The organism is Sphingopyxis sp. (assembly GCF_019459305.1).
Lineage (GTDB): Bacteria > Pseudomonadota > Alphaproteobacteria > Sphingomonadales > Sphingomonadaceae > Sphingopyxis.
In genome coordinates, this window is record NZ_JAIBES010000045.1 from 1 (window position 1) to 21,162 (window position 21,162).

The following is a 21,162-nucleotide window of genomic DNA, read 5'->3' on the forward strand; positions in this document are numbered from 1 at the left end:
CGCCCCCCCCCCCCCGCCGCGTTGCTCCATTCTGCCTGAAAGTCTGACATGCTGACGATTGAAAACCTGCACGCCACCGTCGCCGACAAACCGATCCTGAAAGGTCTGTCACTGAGCATCAATGCGGGCGAAATCCATGCGATCATGGGACCTAACGGCGCGGGCAAATCGACCTTGTCCTATGTGCTGGGCGGGCGTCCGGGTTATGAAGTGACCGACGGGTCGGCAATCTTCGACGGCGCCGACCTGCTCGAGATGGAACCGCATGAGCGCGCCGCCGCGGGGCTATTCCTGGGCTTCCAATATCCGGTCGAAATCCCCGGCGTGTCGAATGTGCAGTTCCTGCGCGAAGCCCTGAATGCGCAGCGCCGGGCGCGCGGCGAAGAGCCGCTGTCGGGCGGTGAGTTCCTGAAGGTCGCGCGCGAAAAAGCCGCGCTGCTCAAAATGGACATGGACATGCTCAAACGCCCGGTGAACGTCGGCTTTTCGGGCGGCGAAAAGAAGCGCAACGAAATGGTGCAGATGGGGATCATCGACCCGAAACTCGCGATCCTTGACGAGACGGACTCGGGCCTCGACATCGACGCGCTGCGCACCGTTGGCGACGGGATCAATAGCATCATGCGGCGCCCCGACAAGGCGGTGCTGCTGATCACCCATTATCAGCGCCTGCTCGATTATGTGCAGCCCGATTTTGTCCATGTGTTGGCCGCGGGACGGATTGTGAGATCAGGCGGGCCGGATCTGGCGCGCGAGCTGGAAGCGCATGGTTATGCGGAGATCGCAGCTTGACCACTGCCACCCTCCCCACGCGCCGCGACGAAGCGTGGCGTTACAGCGACATCGACGGGGTCACCGCGGCTTGGCCGCTGCCCGCGCCCGAGAGCATCATCGTGCCTGCTGGCGGCGATTTCCGCCGCGCGATTGTGCAGGATGAAGGCGGTATCCGCCAGATCGATCTGGTGCTCGGCAAGGGCGCATTGGCTTCGCTGCATGTGCTCAACATCGGCGGCGCTTATGGGCGCATCGAACTCGCGGTCACGCTGCATGAAGACGCCGACTTCACCCTCGGCGCGGCGCAGATCGGTGGCGGCGACCAGAATCTCGAGATCATCACCACGGTGACCCACGCCGAGCCGGGCGCGACGTCGCGGCAGGTCGTACGCTCGGTCCTGGGCGGCACCGCGATCGGCACCTATCTCGGCAAGGTCGCGGTCGCACGCGATGCGCAGCAAACCGACAGCGCGCAGGATGTGAAGGCGATGCTGCTCAATCGCAGCGCGACCGCCAATACCAAGCCCGAGCTGGAGATTTACGCCGACGATGTGAAATGCGCGCATGGCTGCGCGATCGGCGAACTGGACGCAATGGCGCTCTATTATCTGCAATCGCGCGGGATTCCGCCGGGCGAGGCGAAAAAGTTGATGTTGCAGGCATTTGTCGCGAGCGTGTTCGATGGCGCCGAGGATGAAGCGCGGTTGCAGGAACTGGCGCTGGCGAAGCTGGGAGAGCTGGTGTGAACACCGTGACCGCCCTCCGTACTTTCCCCGACGTACGGGCTGACTTCCCCGGCCTCAAGCCGGGCTGGCACTATCTCGACACGGCCGCCACCGCGCAAAAGCCACAGGCAGTTATCGACGCCATCGTCAACGCGATGGGCCGCGACTATGCGACCGTCCACCGCGGCGTTTACGCCCGCTCGGCCGATATGACGCTTGCCTATGAAGCGGCCCGGCGGCGGATCGCGGGCTTTATCGGCGCGAGGGAAGATCAGGTCGTATTTGTGCGCGGCGCGACCGAGGCGATCAACCTGGTCGCCTATTCTCACCCCCGGAAGGGCCGCGTGCTGCTCTCGATGCTCGAACATCACAGCAATATCGTGCCGTGGCAGCTGGCCGGCTGGCAGGTCGATGTGTGCCCGCTGACCGCCGATGGCTGTATCGACCTCGATGCCGCCGAGAAGCTGCTGACCCCCGAACACAGGTTGGTCGCCTTCGCGCATGTGTCGAACGTGCTCGGCAGCCCGCTCGACGTCGCACGCGCCGCCGAACTGGCGCACCGCGTTGGCGCCGAATTGCTGATCGACGGCTGTCAGGCGGTGCCGCGGCTGCCCGTCGATGTCGCCGCGCTCGGCTGCGACTATTTTGTTTTTTCGGGCCACAAGCTCTACGGCCCCACTGGCATCGGCGCGCTGTGGAGCGACAAGCTCGATACGATGCCGCCGTGGCAGGGCGGCGGGTCGATGATCGACCGGGTGACCTTCGAACGCACCACCTATGCACCCGCGCCGATGCGATTCGAGGCGGGCACGCCCGCGATTATCGAGGCAATCGGGCTCGCGGCGGCGGTCGATTATGTCGACGCCATCGGCGTCGATGCGATCCACGCGCATGAATGCAAGCTGGTCGGCACGTTGCGCGAAGCACTGGCACGGCGGAACAGCATCACCTTGTTCGGCCCGGAAAACAGCGCCGGTATCGTCAGCTTTTCGATGGCGGGGGTGCATCCGCACGACATCGGCACTATCTTGGATGAAAGCGGGGTCGCGATCCGCGCCGGGCACCATTGCGCCCAGCCGCTGATGGAGCACCTCGGGGTAGCCGCGACCGCGCGCGCGAGTTTTGGTGTGTACAGCAATGATGACGATGTGGCGGCGCTGATCGATGGCCTGTTGCGCGTCGAGAGGATTTTCGGATGAGTGAGGACCGCATGAGTGAGACCGGGATTCGGGTCGAGGAAGTGACGAGCGTCGAGGCACCGCCGAAGGCGCGCGTTGCCGATGTCGAAACCGCGCCCGAAAAGCTGGAGCGCAAGCGGGACTATCTTGAGGGGTTCCTTGCGGCCAAGCCCGCGGCGGTCGATCCGCACGCTGTCGGCGGCGATCTGTATGAGGCCGTCGTCAATGCGCTCAAGGATATTTACGACCCTGAAATCCCGGTGAACATCTATGATCTTGGCCTGATCTACAATGTCGAGATCGACGAGGGCCATGCCGTTGTCACGATGACGCTGACCACCCCGCACTGCCCGGTCGCCGAATCCATGCCCGCCGAGGTCGAGCTGCGTGTTGGTGCAGTGCCCGGCGTCGGCGATGCCGAAGTGAACCTCGTCTGGGATCCGCCATGGTCCCCCGCGAACATGACCGACGAAGCACGGTTAGAGCTGGGAATGTTGTGATGACCGAAACCAAAACCCGCACCCGCCCCGCCGCGGTTACGCTGACCCCCAACGCCGAGGCGCGCGTCGCTGCACTAATGGCGGCAGCACCCGAAGGCGCGGTGGGGGTCAAGCTGTCGACCCCGCGCCGCGGCTGTTCGGGGCTCGCTTACTCGGTCGATTATGTCACCGAAGAGCAGAAGTTCGATGAAAAGATCGAAACGCCCGGCGGCGTCTTGTACATCGATGGTGCCTCGGTCCTCTATTTGATCGGCAGCGTCATGGACTGGGTCGAGGATGACTTCGCCGCCGGCTTCGTGTTTGAAAATCCGAACGCCAAGGGCGCCTGCGGCTGCGGCGAGAGCTTCACTGTTTAATCAGCGGCAGACGGTCCATCCCGCCGTCCGCTCCGCCATGTCGAAATGGAAATGGTCGGCATGGGCCGCGTTGTAGTCGGGTGACAGGACCGTGCTGAACAGGTCGCATGATCCGTCGCGGACTTCGTGCAAGAATTCGCGGCGCACGTCGGCGTCATCCCAGTCGTTAATCAGCGAAATACGCGTCCCATCGGCGAGGACGAACGCCGAAATATCGATCGCATTGGCGGTGGAATGCTGGCTCCGCGTCTGTCCACCGCGGATGCTCCGACAGTTGTAGCTGCCCAGATTTTCGAGCGTGACGACCTTCTGCCCGAAATGTTTCTGCGCCAGCGGTTGAATGACGTCCCGATTCCATAGCGCCATGGCAACGGTGACCGCGCAGCCGGGTGCGGCATTGGCTGGGCGCATCGTCGGCACGAAGCGGTTGCCGGTCAGCACCATACGCTGGCTCGCGCGGCAGGCGCCGGAGCCGACCACGGGACGCCGTTCATACCCGGCGTCCGCACGATCAAGCGCGGCGAAGCATGCGGTGTCGTCGCCGACGAACCCGACCAGCTTGCGCTGCGTCGCCCACCCTTGCGGATGCGCGAGTTCAAAGCGCGCATTCGGCATATGTTCGGGATGGTCACGCACCCATTGCACGCCACGGATAGCGCCGAGCGCGAGCAACACGGCGAGGATAAACCAGATCAGATAGGGACGAGCGCTTTTCACCCCATTCCAATGGGGTGCAGCGCCGCCCTGTGCAAGCTCAGAGCGGCGCGAATGTCACCATCAGGCCGTCCTTCGGACGCGGGATCGGCAGCACCTGCCATTTCGGTTCATAGCCCGGCGCGACCACGATCCGGTGCGTGGTGATGACGTGATGGAAAAAGATCTTCGCCTGCATGTAAGCGAAATGCAGCCCAAGACACATATGCGCGCCGCCGCCGAACGGCACCCACGCATATTTATGCCGCTCGCGCGCGACTTCGGGCGAAAAGCGCATCGGGTCGAACTTTTCGGGCTCGGGCCAATGCTCTTCCATCATGTGGGTGTAGGCGGGGCTGACGCCGACCGACGTCCCGGCGGGAATGCGATAACCGCCATATTCGAAATCCTTGAGCGCGCGGCGCGGGAAGCTCGGCACCGGGGGGACCAGCCGTAGCGCTTCCTTAAATGCCCATTCGGTCATTTCCAGCTCGCCCAGGCTGTTGTGGCCGACGCCCTCGCCCGCCGGCGACACCGCGAGCATTTCTTCGCGCAGCTTGTCCTGCCATTCGGGATGCTTGGCGAGCATCCACACCATCGAGGTGATCGAGCTGGTGATCGTGTCGTGCGCCGCCATCATCAGGAAGTTCATATGATCGACGATCGCCTCGGCGCTCATATAGTCGCCGTTATCGTCGCGAGCACGGCAGATCTGGCTGAAAATATCCTCGCCCGTCCCCTCGCGACGCTCGGGGACCATGCGCCCGAAATATTCGACCAGATAGGCGCGGCCTTTGGCGCCGCGACCCATTGCGGTGAAAGGCATCGGCACGCGGACGACGCCGATCGATGCTTGCACCATGTCGACAAAGGCCTTGTTCACCTTGTCCGCTTCGGGACCAAAGGGAATGCCGAGGAAGCTGGTCGCGGCCAGGTCGAGCGTCAGTTTCTTGATCGCTGCGTAAAATTGGAAGGTCTTGCCGCTCCACGACGCAACGCGATCCTTGACCCCTTCGTTCAGCGATTCGGCATAATGGCGCATCGGTTCGGGCTTGAACGCCACTGACAAAGTCTTGCGATCGGCACGATGCTTCTCAAAATCCATCAGCATCAGCCCGCGCGGGAACAGCAGGTTGAGCACCGGCCCCCAGCCCTGTTCGGACGAGAATATCTTCTCGCGGTCGAACATGACGAGCTCGTTCGCCTCGGGACCATGGAGCGCAACGCTGCGCCCGCCAAAGCTGTTGTTGCGATAGACCCGGCCATATTTGGCGACCATACGCGTGGTGAAGCCGCGATAATCGCTCAGCTGTTCGAGCGTGTTGCCGATGACCGGATAGCCATCCTCGCCGGGAATATGGTCGAGCGCCTGGTCGGGGTTGCGCGGCAGCCAATGCTGCGTTTCGGGGCCAAAACGGGCTTCGGGCCATTTGATCTTGGTCGGCGCGTTCATCGGATCCATCCTCTGCGGTGCTGCTTAGTCGCTATGCGTAACGGACTACTGACACTGATGCAAGTAACGCCTGAGGCCTGCTGGAGCACTATTCACCGCAAATTCAACTCGACTCGCGCAGTTTGGCCGCCAAGATGACTGGTCCGCCCGGACCCGACGAAGGAATGGCTCATGCCGATCAACTACACGCGCCCCCTCTCGCTCGCGCTGGGGGCGATCGCGACAACGACGCTCGGCGGCTGTTACAGCGGCGGCGTCTATGGCGCGAGCTATGCGTCGGGCGGCGACTGCGCCGCACGCTATGGCAACGCTTACTACGATTATGACGGCTACGCCTATGACGATGGCTACGGCTATGATTGTTACGACGCGTCGGATTATGGCGGCGGTTTCGTCAACATCGGGTTCGGCGGAGGCTGGTACGACGATTATTATTATCCCGGCTATGGCACGTGGATGTTCGACCGCTATCGCAACCGCTACCCGCTGCGCGACCAGTATCTGAATTATTGGGGCGGCCGCCGCGCCTGGTGGAAATACCATGGCAGCCGCGGCCATGGTCAGCCGGGGCGGCCCGGTGGCTGGAACCGCGCCGATGGCGACGAGCGTCCGGGCGATGGGCGTCCCGGCAGGCCCGGCGGGTGGAGCCGCGGGGATCGCGACAACGACGGCCCGCGCGGCACGCGGCCGGGTCGCGGGCGCGGCGACGGCGCGACCGGCAAACCGCCCGTCACGACCAATCCCGCACGCCCCGGTCGTCCCGATTGGGGGACCGCTCGCCCTCGCCCGGTTCCGCAAGCCGACGGAAGCGCAGGACGTCCGCGTCCGATCCGCAACATGCCAGCGACCGAACCCGGCGAGGTGTTTTCAACGCCGCGCACCGGCGCCGAAATTAGGCGCACGCCAAGAAGTGAACGGCCCGCCAGGTCGGCCATGCCGGGCCGCGTCCCGCGCGCCGAGCGCCCGGCACCGACCGTCCGTCAGGCACCCACAGTGCAATCAGCGCCTGCTGTGCGTAGCGCGCCAGCACCTGCGCTTCGCCAGGAAAGGGCGGAACGACCGAGCCGCGGCAATCGTGAGAGAAACATTCGCCCGGATTAATAATCGATCGGGAACGAACCTGGTCAGGCGGCGGGACCCTAATCCGCTCCCGCCGGTTCGTCCTTCACGCCTGCCGACACGACCGTCGCGGCGACCAGATCGCCGATGACATTGAGCGTCGTGCGGCACATGTCGAGGAAGCGGTCGACGCCAAGCACCAGCCCGATCCCGGCCGGCGGCACGCCCACCATCGCCAGGATCAACGCGATCACGGGCAGCGATCCCGCTGGGACGCCCGCAGTGCCGATCCCGCCCAGAATACACACCGCCATCACCATGATCTGTTGCTGCAGCGTCAGGTCGATCCCGAAGAATTGCGCGAGGAAGATTACCGTTACGCCCTCGAACATCGCGGTGCCATTCTGGTTCGCCGTTGCGCCGATGGTCAGCACGAAGCGCGCGACGCGGTCTGGCAGGTGCAACCTGTCGCGCGCTACGCGCAGCGCGGTGGGAAGCGTCGCGTTCGACGATGCGGTCGAGAAGGCCATGACAAAGGCCTCCTGCGTTTGCTTGAAAAATTCGATGGGCGACTTCTTGGCCAGCGTCTTGAGCAATATCGGGAACACGACGAACATCTGAATGCCAAGCGCGAGCAGCACGACACCGACGAACGCCGATAGGCGGACGAGCAGATCGACCCCGAATTGCGCCCCCAGGTTGAACATGAAACAGAAGATCGCGATCGGCGCGAGCCGGATGACGAGACCGATCAGCTTCATCGCCACTTCGAACACGCCTTCGATCGCGGCTTTCAGAGCCTGCGTCTGCGGCGTCTGCACCATCATCAGGCCGATGCCGAAGAACAGCGCGAAGAACATGACGGCGATCACGTCATTCTCGGTCATCGCCAGGAAGAAATTATTGGGGACGATCGCCACGATAGCATCTGCGCCTGCCTTGGCCTCGCGGCTAGACTGGATGATACTGCCGGCGCGTTCTGCGCCATCGGCGATCAGCGATTGCGCCAGCGCAGGATCGACGCCCGCGCCCGGTTGCAACAGATTGACAACCAACAGGCTGATCGCAACCGAGATGGATGAGACAATGATGGTGTAAACCAGCGTGCGCAAGCCCACCGTCTTGAGCGCACGCATCTCGCCCATTTCCGCCACCCCGACAATCAGTGCGGAGACCAGGAGCGGGATGACGAGCATGAACAGCAAGCGCAGGAAAATATCCCCGACCTTGCCCAGATAGAAGATGACCTCTACCACCCAAGGCTGCCCGGCAGCGCCATAATGCGCCGCAAGCCCGGCGAGCAGGCCCCCGACAAAGCCGAAGAGCATCCGCCATTGCAGGCGCTTGGCGCGCGCATCCTCGCGCTCCGCAAGGGTGATCGCCGCCGTTTCGGTCATCGCCGGTTTTCGCCTGCTGTCAGTGCATCGATCATTTGGCCGCTAACGCCGGTCACACATCGTCCGCCGAAACCAGTTCCTCGACGTTAAGCTCGCCCGTCATCGACGCCACCGTAACCGCCACCGCCGCATCGCCGGTGACGTTGGTGGTTGTGCGCATCATGTCCATGATCCGGTCGACGCCCGCGACGAAAGCGATCGTTTCGAGCGGAACGCCGACGCTGCCGAACACCAGCGCCATCATGATCAGTCCCGCGCCGGGGATCCCAGCGGCGCCAATCGCGCCCAGCGTCGCGGTAACTGAAATCATGATATAGTCGGCCCAGCTGAGATCGACCCCGAATATCTGCGCGCCGAACAGAGTGGCAAGCCCAAGGTACATGGCGGTGCCGTTCATATTGATTGTCGCGCCCAGCGACACGACAAAGCTCGACACGCTGGGCGACACGCCCAGGTTGCGCTGGGTACAGCGCAGCGTCACCGGCAAGGTCGCGTTCGACGATGCGGTCGAATAGCTGACCGCCATCGCGTCGATCATCCCGCGGTAGAAGCCGACCACCGGCACTTTGGCCAGAAACCGGATCATCGCCGAATACATGACGAGAATGATCAGCAGGCAACCGACGTAATTGAGCGCGACCAGCTTCGCGAGCGATTGCAGCGCGTCGAGCCCGAGCACCCCAGCGACCCACGCCATCAGGGCAAAAACGCCAAATGGCGTCAGCTCCATGACGATCATCGTCACCTTCTGCATGATCACCGCGCCGCTATCGAATATCTTGGCGACCGGCGTTCCCTCTTCCTTGGCCATCAGGATACCGATGCCGATCAGCAAGGCAAACACGATGAGCGGCAGCACCTGCACATCGGCCATCACCTGAACCGGACTTTCGGGAACGATCGACAGGACCATGTCGGTCCAGCTGGTTGCACTGGGTTCGGGAATTGCGCCGCGCTGAATCGCGCTGGTGTCGACCCCGATGCCGGGCTGGACGAAGCTTCCGAGCATCAGCCCCAGCCACACCGCGATCTGTCCGGTAACGACGAACAACAGCATCGCGCGTCCGCCGACCTTACCGAGTTTGCGCAGGTCGCCGATCGCAGCGACCCCCGAAACGAGCGAGAAAAAGATCAGCGGAACCACCAGCATCTTCACCGCCCGGATGAAGAAATCGCCGATCCATTTGATGCTGGCAGCTTCCGGCCCCCACGCAAATCCCGTTATGATTCCAAGGATCAAAGCAGCGATCACGCGCTGCCACAAAGGAATCCGGAACCACCAACCCATAGTCTGCCCTTTCGCGCCCCGCGGTGATCCCGCCGCCGTTGTCTGCGCGCACCCTTCACGATATCGGCGCCGACGTCCAGCCCGCCAACGATGCATTACATCAGGAAGGAAATCGCAACCACTGTCGCGGCGCCGACGCACAAGGTCATCGGAATGCCCGCCTTGAAAAAATCGACGAAACGGTAATTGCCCGCGGCATAGACGAGGGTGTTCGTCTGATATCCGATCGGGGTCGCGAAGCTGGCCGACGCCGCGAACATCACCGCGACCACAAGGGGGTAGGGATCAACACCCAGGTCGCGAGCGACCGCGATCGCCAGCGGCGTGACGAGGATCGCGACCGCGTTGTTGGTGACAATCTCGGTCAGCAGGACCGACACGATATAGGTCGCAAGCACCAGACCCCATGGCGGCACATCGCGCAGGAAGGGGGTCATTTCCGCGACCACCAGCGCGACGCTGCCTGAATTTTCAAGCGCCAGCCCAACTGCCAACATGGCAAAGATCAGCACCAATACATTGCCGTCGATCGAATCCCATGCCTCATCGGCATCGATGCACCGCGTCACAAGGATCAGCCCAACGCCGATGATCGCGGCGACGCCGATATCCATGATGTTAAAGGTCGCCAGCATCACCACACCGATCAGCGCGCCAATCGCGATCGGCGCCTTGCTGCGCCGAAACTCGCGTTCGGTGGTCGAACCCACGCCGTACAGGTGGGGATTGCCATACATCTGCTCGATCTGGTCGGCGGGGCCGGTGACCAGCACGCGGTCGATGGCCTGAACCCGCGCATTGGGCAGATCGGGGCCGGGCGTCTTGCGAAAGCGCGCGATGCCAAGGATGCGGACGCGCAGCGCCGACAGGAAGGGTATCTCGATCAGCCGCCGCCCGATCGCCGGATGGCTGGGAGCAATCATCGCTTCGACGATCGTCTCGTCTTCCTGATCGACATTGTCATGCCCCGCGGTCAAACCGATCGAGACATTTCTATTAGCACGCAGCGACAGCAGCTCGGCGAGTTCGAGCCGCAGCACCAGCCGGTCATCCGCCTCCAGCACTTCGTCGACCAGCCCCGTGCGTCGCAGCGCGGCGCCGCGCTTGAGGCCGACGAGCTTGACGTTGGCTCGTTTGGCGAGCGGAATGTCGCCGACCCGCCGCCCGACCAGATTGCCGTCCTTCAATACCCGAACTTCCGACAGGAAAGCGCGATGATCCTGGCTGAGCGCGATCTGGCTTGGCGATTCATCGGGCAGGAAACGGCGCGCGATAAACAGCATCGCAAACGCCCCCACCACACCCGCCACAAGACCGATGGGGGTGATCGTGAAAATGCCGAAGCGATTGAGCCCGGCGTCCTCGGCAACCGATGCCACCAGCAAGTTGGTCGACGTGCCGATCAGCGTGGTCGTACCGCCAAGGATCGCGACATAGGACAGCGGGATCAGCAGCCGTTTTGCACTCAGTCCGAGCGCCTGCGCCAGTTTGAGCATGATCGGAATCATCACGACGACGACGGGCGTGTTGTTCAGGAACGCCGAGGCGACATAAACGCCCAGAAACATCTCGGCGAGTGCCAGTTTCGGATGCAACTGGGCCCGCGCGATGATGCGGCTGGCGATGGCGTCGAGCGTGCCTGTGCGCAGCAGCGCGCCCGACAGGATGAACATCGCCCCGATTGTCACGGGCGCCGAATTGGAAAAGACCGAGAAGAGATCCTTGCCCGACAAAATGCCGAGGAATAGGAAAGTACAGGTGCCAAGGATCGCGACGACGGTCGCAGGAAACCGCTCCATGACGAAGCCGACGAACATCACGCTCAACACGGCGAGACCGATGACATCCTGATATTCGGCAATGAAGGCCTGAGCGGCCGCAATCATGTGTCAGTCACCCGCATTGCGCGCGGTGAAGCAATTTGTGATCGGCCAGCACAAGCGCCATCATCGCCTCGACGACCGGGGCGCCGCGGATGCCGACGCACGGATCGTGGCGGCCCTTGGTGACGATGTCGGCGGCCTCGCCTGCCTTGTTGATTGTCGGCACCGGCGTCAGGATCGAGCTGGTCGGCTTGAACGCGACGCGGACGACGACCGGCTGGCCGGTCGAAATGCCGCCTGCGATGCCGCCGGCGTTGTTCGACAGGAAATCGGGGCGGTTGCTGCCGTCGGTCGCAGGGCGCATCGGGTCGGCATTTTCCTCGCCGCGCAGCCGCGCCGCTTGAAAACCCGCACCAATTTCGACGCCCTTGACCGCGTTGATGCCCATCATAGCGGCAGCAAGGTCGCTGTCGAGCTTGGCATAGATCGGCGCGCCCCAACCGGCGGGAACGCCGCTGGCGGCGCATTCGATCACCGCGCCGAGCGAGCTGCCCGATTTGCGCGCGGTGTCCATCAGCCCTTCCCAGCGCTGTGCCGCCGCGGGATCGGGACAGAAAAAGGGATTGCGATCAATTTCTTCGAGGTCGAAATTGGCAGGGTCGATAGCATCGCCGCCGATTTCGGCGACCCATGCGTGGATCTGCACCTCGGGGATCACCAGCCGCGCGACGCCGCCCGCGGCCACCCGCGCCGCGGTCTCGCGCGCGCTCGACCGGCCGCCGCCACGATAATCGCGGATGCCATATTTGGCATCATAGCTGTAATCGGCGTGACCAGGGCGATAGGCCTGCGCGATGTCGCCATAATCTTTCGATCGCTGGTCGACATTGTCGATCATCAGGCTGATCGGCGTGCCCGTCGTCTTGCCTTCGAACACCCCCGACAGGACACGGACCTGGTCGGGTTCCTGCCGCTGCGTCGTGTGGCGCGACTGGCCGGGGCGGCGCTTGTCGAGGAAAGGCTGGATATCGGCTTCGGACAGCGACAGCCGCGGCGGGCAGCCATCGACCACGGCGCCGAGCGCGGGGCCATGACTTTCCCCCCAGGTGGTAAAGCGAAGAACGCGTCCGAAGCTGTTGAAACTCATCGCCTATCCCATCCGGCCGAATGCAGGTGCATAGTCTGCCCGCCCGCCTAGCGGCCAAGCCGCGTTCGAGTCCAGCATCATCGCCATGAAATGCGGGTCGGCGAAAGGAGAGGTAAAACGCGCGGCAAGTTCGGGCGAGTAGCCGAAGCGCGGGTAGTAGTTTTCGTGGCCAAGGACAAAACTCATCGCACATCCCTGTTCGCGCAGCGCCGCGAGTCCAGCGCAGATTAGCGCGTAGCCAATACCATAGCCATGCAACGCCGGTGTGACGGCGACGGGCGCGAGCCCTGCCGCCGACAAAGTCTGGCCGTCGGCTTCGACCGCCATCCGACTGAACATCGCATGCCCCGCAACGGAGCCGCCCTGTTCCGCGACTAGCGAAACCAATGTGTCGCCGTCCGCGTCCAACGCCCGCACCAAATCAGCCTCGCCCTGATGACCGAGCTCGGTCGTCGCAAACGCGGCGCGGTGAAGTGCGTCGATAGTGCCGCCATCCGCCGCCGCCGCGGCGCGGATGACGAGCCCCTCAGACAAGCGCGATGTCCGGGGCGTCTTCCTGTTTCATGCCGACGGTGTGGTAGCCTGCATCGACATGGTGCGTCTCGCCGGTCACGCCGCTCGCCAGATCGCTGAGCAGATACAGCGCCGAACCACCAACATCGTCGATGGTGACGTTGCGGCGCAGCGGGGCATTATGCTCGTTCCATTTGAGGATCAGGCGGAAGTCGCCGATGCCCGATGCGGCGAGCGTCTTGATCGGCCCCGCCGAGATCGCGTTCACGCGCACCCCCTGCGGACCGTAATCATTGGCGAGATATTTCACGCTGGTTTCCAGCGCCGACTTGGCGACGCCCATGACGTTATAGTGCGGGATCACCTTTTCGGCACCATAATAGCTCAAGGTAAGCATCGCGCCGCCGCCCTTGCCGGTTTCGGGATCGAGCGGCGGCATCATCGCGACCGCGCGTTTGGCGACCGCGGTAAAGCTGTAGACGCTGATGTTCATCGTCATCAGGAAGTCGTCGAGCGTCACATCGGCGTAATGGCCGCGCAGCGCCTCCTTGTTGGTATAACCGATGGCGTGGACGACAAAGTCGATCGTCGGCCAGCGCGCCGCGAGCGTCGCGAAGGTCGCATCGAGATTGTCCATGTCCGACACGTCGCAATCGATCAGCAGATCGCAGCCGAGTTCGTCGGCCAGCGGCTTCACCCGCTTGAGCATCACATCGCCCTGATAAGAAATCGCCAGTTCGGCGCCATGCGCGCTGAGCGCCTTGGCAATGCCCCAGGCGAGCGACTTGTCGTTGGCGAGCCCCATGATCAGCCCGCGCTTGCCCTGCATCAAACCCGTCATTCTGCGTCTCCGGCCTTTTCCATTATGATATCGTCGACGGGTCCAATAGCGTCGCGGCCCAAATCCTCAACCTCGACGAGCGCGGCGTTGAGTTCGGCGCCCATCACCATACCCAATCCGACGAGATAGAAAAAGAACAGCGCGACCATCACACCCGCGAGGCTGCCGTAGGTTGCGTCATAGCTGAGCAGGCTGGCGAGCAGCGGCGGCAGCGCGAGGGTGACGCCAATCCACCACAGCGTCGTGAACAGCGCGCCCGGCCATTTGGGGAACTTCCGCGTCCGGTACTTGGACGGGGTGAGCGAGTAAAACAGCATGTAGATCGCGACGAACAGGCCCAGGCCCGAGACCCCGCGCGAGATTGCGACGACCCCCCATGACTGATATTGTTCGGGCAGGACGCGCGTCACAAATTGTTCGATGCCGACGATCAGCACCTGCATGCTGAATGACAGCAGCATCAACACGACCGCGCCGGTGATGATGCCGATCGACAGCAGCCGGTAATGAAAGAAACCCTTGCTGAAATGCGTGCCATAGGCGCGGCGCAAAATGTCGCGCACCGTCTCGATCAAACTGCCCACCGTCCACAGCGCAACGAGCGCGCCAAGCCATAGGAAAATGCCTGTTCGCGCGCTCATCACTTCGCGGATCGGCCCCGACAATGCGTTGGCGACGGTCGGCGGCATGGTCGAAAACACCGCCTCGATCGCCGCTTCGCCGCCGACGCTGCCGCCGAGCAGCGAGAAGGCGGCTGCGAGCAGGATGAAGAAGGGGAAAAGCGCGATCAGCGCCAGGTAGGCAAGATTACCGGCGTGGATGAAGCCGTCGGTATAGGTGCCGACGACGACGCGGCGGACAATTTTGAAAGCACGCGTCCCCGGACCCAGCGTTTCGCGCCCGCGATGGATCAGCCCTTGGGCGCGGGCGCGCAGATGGAACCGCTTGGCGCGCTCGGCACGCGCTTCGGGCGAATGCGGCGAATGGCCGCCCGCCAGAAATTCCTGATCGACCTCATTGGCAACCCGCCGTGCCAGTTCGTCGATGGCGGCGGCCTCGGCGGCCGTGCGGCCTTTGGGGGTGGCATCAGCCACGCATCAGACGCCGAGGTCCGCCCGCACCGCGCGCGGATCTGTCCAATCGCCGAGCAAGGCCGACAGCGCAGTATTGTCGGCGGGCAGATCGACCATCAAGCGGACGAGTTGGTCACCGCGATCACCGCTCTTCTGGCTGAAACCCTTTCCTTTCAGCCGCATGACTTTGCCCGACGTCGATCCGGCGGGGATCGACAGCATCACCGGACCATCGACGGTCGGCACCTTGACCTTGGCGCCCTTGACCGCCTCGTCGAGCGTCACCGGCAGGTCGAGCCGGATGTTGGCGCCGTCTCTCTCGAAAAACGGATGGTCCTTCACGGTGATCGTAACGATCCCGTCGCCAGTCCCGCCCGGTCCCGGCTGACCCTTGCCGGCGAGGCGCATCTGGGTGCCGCTTTCAACCCCGGCGGGCAGTTTCAGGTCGATCGTGCCGCCATTGGCGAGCGTGATCCGCTGCGGCGCCCGCGTCGCGGCATCGACGAACGACACCGCCAAGCGATAGGCGACGTTGGCGCCCTTTGGCGGCGGCGCGCTGCGGCCGCCAAAACCGCCAAATCCGCCGCCCGCCGCGGCGCCACCGCCGCGCCCGAACAGGCCTTCGAAAATATCGCCGAAATCGGCGCCTTCGTTGCCGAAGCCGCTGAAGCCGCCCGGCCCGCTACGCTGATCGCCGCGAAATCCGCCCCCGCCGCCATAGCCGAACGGCATCGCCGGATTGCCGTCGCCATCGATCTCGCCGCGGTCGAACTGCGCGCGCTTCGTTTTATCCGAAAGAATGTCGTACGCCCGCGTGACCTCGGAGAATTTCTCCGACGCCTTCGGGTTGTCCTTGTTCTTGTCGGGGTGCAATTCCTTGGCGAGCTTGCGATAGGCGGATTTGATCTCCGCTTCGCTCGCGCCTTTTGCGACGCCAAGGATGGAATAGGGATCTGCCATATTGTTCCTGTAGCCCGATAAGTGATTGGCCGGGAAGGCCCGATTGCGCGTCGATGTGGGAATGTGCCTCTAAGCGGTCAAGTTCCGCCTTTCGTGTGGCCTCGCACCGCAGTATGACCGCGCGCATGACAGATGATCCCTTTACCCTGTTCGACGACTGGTTTGTCGAGGCGCGGGCCAGCGAGCCCAACGATGCCAATGCGATGGCCCTCGCCACAACAACGCCGGACGGGCATCCGTCGCTGCGCATGGTGCTGCTCAAGGGGCATGGTCCTGACGGGTTTGTGTTTTACACCAATCTCGACAGCCGCAAGGGCGGCGAACTGGCGGCCAATCCGTACGTCGCTTTGCTCTTTCACTGGAAATCACTGCGGCGGCAGATCCGCATCGAAGGATCAGTGGCGCCGGTCGACGACGCAACCGCCGACGCCTATTTCGCCACGCGCAGCCGCGACAGCCAGCTCGGTGCATGGGCGAGCGACCAGTCGCGTCCACTCGCCGACCGTGCGACCTTTGAGGCTCGCTTCGCCGACATGCAGGCGCGGTTCGATGGACTGGTTGTCCCGCGGCCGCCGCGCTGGTCGGGTTGGCGGGTGACGCCATCGGCGATCGAATTCTGGCAGGATCGCGCCCACCGGCTGCACGAGCGCACGGTTTATACACGCACTGGCGATGCCTGGTCGAGCGGGATGCTGTACCCATGAGCGCGGCGCGGCGGCTGCCGATCAGCCAGGTCGATGCCTTTGCCGACCGCCCGTTTACCGGCAACCCAGCGGCGGTGATGCCGCTCGAGGAATGGCTGGGCGATGGCGTGCTGCAGGCAATCGCCGCGGAAAACAACCTGGCCGAAACCGCCTTCCTGATCCCCGACGAGAGCGGTGAGGCCGATTATGAGCTGCGCTGGTTCACCCCGACCGTCGAGGTCGCGCTGTGCGGCCATGCTACGCTAGCTTGCGGCCATGTGCTGTTGTCGGCGGCACCATGGCGTCAGGAAATGCGCTTTCGCACGCGCAAGGCGGGCATTTTGCAGGTGGCGCGCATCCATGGAGATGAAGGCGACGAAGAAGGCTATCGCATGGCGTTGCCGTCCTATCCGCCCGCACCCAAAGCGATGCCCGATATCGTCCGCGCGCTTGGCGGCGATCCGGTCGAGACGCAGTGGCACCCCGGCGGTTATGCGATCATCGCCTATCGCGATGCGGCGAGCGTCCGTGCGCTGGCGCCCGATTTCCGCGCACTCAAGGAAGGCGGCGACGTGCTCTATATTGCGACTGCGCCCGGCGACGGCGACCCGTCGGGGGCCGATGTGATCAGCCGCGCCTTTGCTCCCGGCGCCGGGATAGACGAAGATCCGGTCACCGGTTCGGCACACAGCGTGCTGACCCCCTATTGGGCGGCGCGGCTTGGGCGCGATCGGTTTGCGGCCTATCAGGCGAGCGCGCGCGGTGGCCATGTCGGCTGCCGCCTTGACGGCGACATGGTCGAACTGACCGGCCGCTGCGTTACGACGCTGGTTGGGGATTTCCTGCTATAACGCCGCGGTCAGATCGGCGAGATGGCGGCGCAGCGCCGGAAACTGGTCGCCCTTGGTGACCCCCAACCGGACTATCGTCACCCGCTGCGACGGTGACACGATGATATATTGCCCCTGATGGCCGATGCAGGCGAACAGGTCGTTGGGACCGCGGTCGGGCCATAGGGCAGGCTGCGCCCCTGCGGGACGCTTGCGGTTGAGCCAGATATGCCCGCCATAGCCGCCGTCCTTCGCCGACGGGCTGAGCATGAAGTCCATCCAGCTTTCGGGCAGCAGCCGCTGGCCATTCACCACGCCATGGTTGCGCAAAAACTCGCCAAAGCGGGCATAGTCGCGCGCGGTCGCGTGCATGATCGAGCCGCCGATCATCGTGCCGCTGGCGTCGAACTCGGGAGTCAGGCTGCTCATGCCCAGCGGCTCGACGAGTCGGCCCGCGATGAACTCGCGCATCGCGTCGCGCCGCGCGGCCGGGTTTTGCGAAGGGGTCAGCGTGTCGGCGATGATGTCGGACAGGATAACGCTGGTCGCCGAGCTGTAGTTGAAAATTTCGCCGGGCTGCGCTGCCGCGGGCTTGGTCTCGGCAAACCCGGCCATGTCCGCGGCGCCGGGGCCGAATAGCATATCAACGGTATCGCCCCGCCACACAGGATCGCCATTCTCGACATGCTCAAGCCCCGCCGACATATGCAGCAAATTTTTGAGCGTGATCGCGCCGCGCGGATCGCCGCTGCGCTGCCAGGCAGCGACCGGTGCCGGTCCATCGAGCGCCAATTGCCCGTCGGCGACGAGGAAGCCGGTGAGCACCGCGGTGATGCTTTTCGCCATCGACCAGCTGATTAGCTTGGTTTCGGGACCGAAGCCGGCGGCATAGCGTTCATAGATCGGATCACCATCACGCAGGATAAACAGCGCCCGGGTCTGTCCGACATCCTGGGCATTGACGAACAAGGCATCGGCGCGCGCCTTGATAGCGGCGGGCAGCGCGGGCAGCGGTTGCGGGGTGTCGGTCGCGGCCACGCCATCGAGCGACGCGCCGAATTTGGGCGCGGGCGACGCGGGCGCCATATTGCCCTGCCCCGCCGCCTGTACCAGCGACAAGGCGCCGAGCATCGCGAGAGCGGCACTTGCCAGCAGCCGTTTTTTGGTGATCATGGATTGAGTGACTAGCACCAACCCGACCGGTCCTTCAACGGGCGAGACGCCGACCTCGGCAGCTCTGCCCGAAACCCACGCCCCGCCCCAACCGCGCCCGCGCAAAACGCCGAGCAGCTGGGGCGGCTGCCTGCCGTGGCTGGTCGTGCTCGCGGTGCTGCTGACCGGCTTCGCGATCTGGAAATTCCCGTCGTTCAAGGCCCAGGCCGAACTCGGATCGGCCTATGCGGCGCGCGTCGGCTGTTCGTGCCGCTATGTCCAGGCACGCAGCCTGGAGAGCTGCCAAAGCGATTTCGAGCCGGGGATGGAGATGGTGTCGCTGAGCGAAGACCCGGCGACCAAAACCGTGACCGGCAGCGTCCCGCTGCTCGCCTCGCGCAGCGCGCGCTATGCGGGCGCCAGCGGCTGCTTGCTGCGGCCCGAAGACTAAGGCGCGATCCGCCGCGCCGCGAGCGCGACCGCCGCCGGGGCGCCGAACCCCAGCAACTCCCGCTTCCTCGGCCCGGCCGTAGCCGGCGACACGCGCATGACCAGCCCCCCAGGCGGGCGGCGAATACACCGCCCGTCACTTTTTTGGTCAAAGGGAAATTGCAATAATTCAGTCGGTCTCGAGGAAATCGTCCATCGCGGCATTAACCGCGTCCGGCGCCTCCCACGGCACGAAATGGCCGCAATCGGGAACATGCTTGATCCGCACATTGGGGACAAGGTCGGCGATCCCGTCAAGGTTGCACGGCGGCAGCGCGACATCGTCGAGCGCCCAGATGACAAGCGTCGGAATGGTGAGCTTGGGAAACGGCATCGCGGGCGGTTCGGCATAGGGCGCATCCATCGCCGGGACCACCGCGGGCGATCCGCGATACCAGTTGATCATCGCGTGGCACGCATCACGGTCCTCCCAATCTTTCAGCAACCGCGCGATTTCGTCGGGCGGCTGGATGCCTCCGCTGGGAACGCGTCCCGCGAAGGCATGCGCAAGGATGCCGGCGATGCCATGTTCATCGATGATCGCGTCGCTCGCGGGATCGCGAAAGATGCTGATGTACTGGCTCGCTGCGCGCTGCTGTTCATTGGTGAGAAGCAGGCGCTGAAAGATCGCTGGGTGCGGCGCATTGGCGATGACCGCACGTGACACGCGCCCCGACCACGCCGGATGCAGCCCGTTCGGCTGGCCGCCCAACGCCACCCCCCAGGCAATCGCCCCGCCCCAGTCGTGGCCGATAATGGTGAACTCCTCGATACCCAGCGCATCGGCGAGCGCGAAAATATCGGCGATCAACTTGTCGGGGGTGTAGGACGCCGCGTCCTGCGGCTTCGACGACCCGCGATACCCGCGCTGGTCGGGCGCGATGCAGCGAAAGCGTTTCGAAAAATGCGGTAGCTGATAGCGCCAGGTACGATGCGATTCGGGGAAGCCGTGAAGGAAAATCAGCGCGGGCGCATCGCGCGGACCCATGTCGACGACGTCGAGTTCGACGCCGGTCGAAAGCTTCACGCGCTGTTGTTCGAAATCGCCGATCATCGACATCGCTCCCCCGGACCTCTTTGGTTTCTTTTCAAAACCAATCTGGCGGGGATCGGTACGGCTGGCAAGTGGCCTGCATCCCGAGGATGGCTTTCGCTGACCTCAAGAAGGCGCGCATCGCCCGCTTTTGGTTGGCTTTGAGACATTCCCTCCCTCTTAGGGAGGGGTTAGGGGTGGGTGCGAGCGCTAGCGAGGCGAGCAAGAGCGCCGCCTTTAGCGGCTTCTCACCCCGCCCCCTCCCTAAAAGGGAGGGGAGAAGAAATGTCGACTTCCGGTCGTTGGCCGACCTTCACGGATAGCTCACCGTCTTCGGCACCTCGGGAATCGGAATAAACTCCTCGCTATCCCCCGGAACGAGCGAAAATTTGCCATCCTTCCAGTCGTGCTTCGCCTGATTGATGCGATCACGCGACGAGCTCACGAAATTCCACCACACGTGGCGCGGCGTCGCGAAGGCTTCGCCGCCGAGAAGCATTACGCGTGCATCGCTGTCGGCGCGGAGCGTCATCGCCTGCCCGGGTTTCAAAACATAGAGGCTGTAGCGGTCGAGCTTTTCGCCATCGAGGCTCGCGTCACCCAGCGCGACGAGCACTGCGCGCTCGTCGGCCTCGGCCTCGACCGGAATGCTCGACCCGGCGTTCATCAAAATATCAGCGTAGATCGTCGCGGCATGCTGGGTGATCGGCGAGGTCGCGCCCCACAGACTGCCCATGATGATCCGAGCCGACACGCCGCCGTCCTCAATCAGCGGCAAATTGTCCTTCCCGACATGCTCGAATGCCGGATCGATCTCTTCCTTGCCATCGGGCAGCGCAAGCCAGGTTTGCATTCCCGAAATGCCAGAGCCTGTAGCGCGCTCGGCGGCCGGGGTGCGTTCCGAATGGACGATGCCGCTACCCGCGGTCATCAGGTTGCAAGCGCCGGGTCGGATAGTTGCCAGCGTACCCAGGCTATCGCGATGATCGATCGCGCCCTCGAACAAATAGGTGACGGTCGCCAAGTTGATGTGCGGATGCGGGCGCACGTCCATGCCGGTACCGAGGTCGAAATGCGCCGGACCAAACTGGTCGACGAAAATGAAGGGGCCGACCATCGTGCGCGCCTTGTTGGGCAGCGTCCGCCGCACTTCCAAGGCGCCCAGATCGTGGGTCGAGGGGGTGATGATATCCAT

The 21,162-nt window shown here is 63.9% G+C and carries 22 protein-coding genes; 9 read left to right on the forward strand and 13 right to left on the reverse strand.

Annotated features, from left to right (window positions below; all coding sequences use genetic code 11):
• Window positions 1-48: 48 nt before the first annotated feature.
• Genes sufC through K0M74_RS04725 form a run of 5 tightly spaced genes read left to right on the forward strand, consistent with a single transcriptional unit; the run spans window position 49 to window position 3,533 of the window.
• The gene (gene sufC, locus K0M74_RS04705; RefSeq protein WP_293968599.1) at window positions 49-792 is read left to right on the forward strand and encodes a Fe-S cluster assembly ATPase SufC; all 744 of its coding nucleotides are present in this window, start codon (window positions 49-51) and stop codon (window positions 790-792) included.
• Entirely contained in the window at window positions 789-1,520 is a 732-nt protein-coding gene (locus K0M74_RS04710) for a SufD family Fe-S cluster assembly protein (protein ID WP_293968601.1), read from the forward strand. Before sufC ends, K0M74_RS04710 begins: the two co-directional genes overlap by 4 nt.
• Window positions 1,521-1,525: 5 nt before the next feature.
• Window positions 1,526-2,698 carry a cysteine desulfurase gene (locus K0M74_RS04715; RefSeq protein ID WP_293968732.1) on the forward strand — a complete coding sequence of 391 codons (1,173 nt, stop codon included), beginning with the start codon at window positions 1,526-1,528 and terminating at the stop codon, window positions 2,696-2,698.
• A complete protein-coding gene (locus tag K0M74_RS04720) occupies window positions 2,695-3,177 on the forward strand; it encodes an SUF system Fe-S cluster assembly protein (protein ID WP_293968603.1) in 483 nt (160 codons plus the stop codon). The genes K0M74_RS04715 and K0M74_RS04720 overlap by 4 nt, the downstream gene beginning before the upstream one ends.
• Window positions 3,177-3,533: an iron-sulfur cluster assembly accessory protein gene (locus K0M74_RS04725; RefSeq protein WP_293968605.1), complete on the forward strand. Its 357-nt coding sequence runs from the start codon at window positions 3,177-3,179 to the stop codon at window positions 3,531-3,533. The genes K0M74_RS04720 and K0M74_RS04725 overlap by 1 nt, the downstream gene beginning before the upstream one ends.
• On the opposite strand, the gene K0M74_RS04730 is transcribed toward K0M74_RS04725, so the two are convergent.
• Together K0M74_RS04730 and K0M74_RS04735 are read right to left on the reverse strand one after the other, a co-directional pair.
• Complete coding sequence (locus K0M74_RS04730; protein ID WP_293968607.1) at window positions 3,534-4,250, reverse strand: extensin family protein; 717 nt, start codon at window positions 4,248-4,250, stop codon at window positions 3,534-3,536. It abuts the gene before it with no gap.
• Between the two features lie 37 nt (window positions 4,251-4,287).
• On the reverse strand, window positions 4,288-5,679 hold the full coding sequence (locus tag K0M74_RS04735; protein ID WP_293968609.1) for a cytochrome P450: 1,392 nt from the start codon (window positions 5,677-5,679) through the stop codon (window positions 4,288-4,290).
• Window positions 5,680-5,850: 171 nt separating this feature from the next.
• Between K0M74_RS04735 and K0M74_RS04740 the strand changes: the two genes are divergently transcribed.
• A complete protein-coding gene (locus K0M74_RS04740) occupies window positions 5,851-6,780 on the forward strand; it encodes a hypothetical protein (protein ID WP_293968611.1) in 930 nt (309 codons plus the stop codon).
• Between the two features lie 38 nt (window positions 6,781-6,818).
• Here K0M74_RS04740 and K0M74_RS04745 read toward each other — a convergent pair whose 3' ends face one another.
• The 8 genes from K0M74_RS04745 to K0M74_RS04780 all read right to left on the reverse strand — a co-directional run bounded on the left by K0M74_RS04745 (window position 6,819) and on the right by K0M74_RS04780 (window position 15,780).
• Window positions 6,819-8,135: a dicarboxylate/amino acid:cation symporter gene (locus K0M74_RS04745; protein WP_293968613.1), complete on the reverse strand. Its 1,317-nt coding sequence runs from the start codon at window positions 8,133-8,135 to the stop codon at window positions 6,819-6,821.
• A gap of 52 nt (window positions 8,136-8,187) precedes the next feature.
• Entirely contained in the window at window positions 8,188-9,423 is a 1,236-nt protein-coding gene (locus K0M74_RS04750) for a dicarboxylate/amino acid:cation symporter (protein ID WP_088441132.1), read from the reverse strand.
• A gap of 95 nt (window positions 9,424-9,518) precedes the next feature.
• Complete coding sequence (locus K0M74_RS04755) at window positions 9,519-11,309, reverse strand: SLC13 family permease (protein WP_293968618.1); 1,791 nt, start codon at window positions 11,307-11,309, stop codon at window positions 9,519-9,521.
• 7 nt (window positions 11,310-11,316) lie between these two features.
• A complete protein-coding gene (gene aroC, locus K0M74_RS04760; protein WP_293968620.1) occupies window positions 11,317-12,393 on the reverse strand; it encodes a chorismate synthase in 1,077 nt (358 codons plus the stop codon).
• Window positions 12,394-12,396: 3 nt separating this feature from the next.
• Window positions 12,397-12,927 carry a GNAT family N-acetyltransferase gene (locus K0M74_RS04765; protein WP_293968622.1) on the reverse strand — a complete coding sequence of 177 codons (531 nt, stop codon included), beginning with the start codon at window positions 12,925-12,927 and terminating at the stop codon, window positions 12,397-12,399.
• The gene (gene fabI / locus K0M74_RS04770) at window positions 12,920-13,747 is read right to left on the reverse strand and encodes an enoyl-ACP reductase FabI (RefSeq protein ID WP_293968624.1); all 828 of its coding nucleotides are present in this window, start codon (window positions 13,745-13,747) and stop codon (window positions 12,920-12,922) included. The genes K0M74_RS04765 and fabI overlap by 8 nt, the downstream gene beginning before the upstream one ends.
• Window positions 13,744-14,841, reverse strand: coding sequence for a YihY/virulence factor BrkB family protein (locus tag K0M74_RS04775; protein WP_293968626.1), 1,098 nt, complete (start codon window positions 14,839-14,841; stop codon window positions 13,744-13,746). Before K0M74_RS04775 ends, fabI begins: the two co-directional genes overlap by 4 nt.
• Before the next feature lie 3 nt (window positions 14,842-14,844).
• Window positions 14,845-15,780 (reverse strand): DnaJ C-terminal domain-containing protein, encoded by a 936-nt coding sequence (locus K0M74_RS04780; RefSeq protein WP_293968628.1) that lies wholly within the window; start codon window positions 15,778-15,780, stop codon window positions 14,845-14,847.
• Between the two features lie 125 nt (window positions 15,781-15,905).
• Between K0M74_RS04780 and pdxH the strand changes: the two genes are divergently transcribed.
• Window positions 15,906-16,484 (forward strand): pyridoxamine 5'-phosphate oxidase, encoded by a 579-nt coding sequence (gene pdxH, locus K0M74_RS04785; RefSeq protein WP_293968630.1) that lies wholly within the window; start codon window positions 15,906-15,908, stop codon window positions 16,482-16,484.
• A complete protein-coding gene (locus K0M74_RS04790) occupies window positions 16,481-17,314 on the forward strand; it encodes a PhzF family phenazine biosynthesis protein (RefSeq protein WP_293968632.1) in 834 nt (277 codons plus the stop codon). The genes pdxH and K0M74_RS04790 overlap by 4 nt, the downstream gene beginning before the upstream one ends.
• Here K0M74_RS04790 and K0M74_RS04795 read toward each other — a convergent pair.
• A complete protein-coding gene (locus K0M74_RS04795; RefSeq protein WP_293968634.1) occupies window positions 17,309-18,466 on the reverse strand; it encodes a serine hydrolase in 1,158 nt (385 codons plus the stop codon). The two genes, K0M74_RS04790 and K0M74_RS04795, sit on opposite strands and share 6 nt — an antisense overlap.
• A gap of 7 nt (window positions 18,467-18,473) precedes the next feature.
• Here K0M74_RS04795 and K0M74_RS04800 point away from each other — a divergent pair, with 7 nt between their 5' ends.
• Window positions 18,474-18,896, forward strand: coding sequence for a hypothetical protein (locus K0M74_RS04800; protein ID WP_293968636.1), 423 nt, complete (start codon window positions 18,474-18,476; stop codon window positions 18,894-18,896).
• Window positions 18,897-19,064: 168 nt separating this feature from the next.
• Here the strand turns inward: K0M74_RS04800 and K0M74_RS04805 are convergent, their stop codons facing one another.
• Both K0M74_RS04805 and K0M74_RS04810 read right to left on the reverse strand, forming a co-directional pair.
• Window positions 19,065-19,988, reverse strand: coding sequence for an alpha/beta hydrolase (locus K0M74_RS04805; RefSeq protein WP_293968734.1), 924 nt, complete (start codon window positions 19,986-19,988; stop codon window positions 19,065-19,067).
• Between the two features lie 292 nt (window positions 19,989-20,280).
• Window positions 20,281-21,162, reverse strand: a complete 882-nt coding sequence (locus K0M74_RS04810; RefSeq protein ID WP_293968638.1) for a pirin family protein — start codon at window positions 21,160-21,162, stop codon at window positions 20,281-20,283.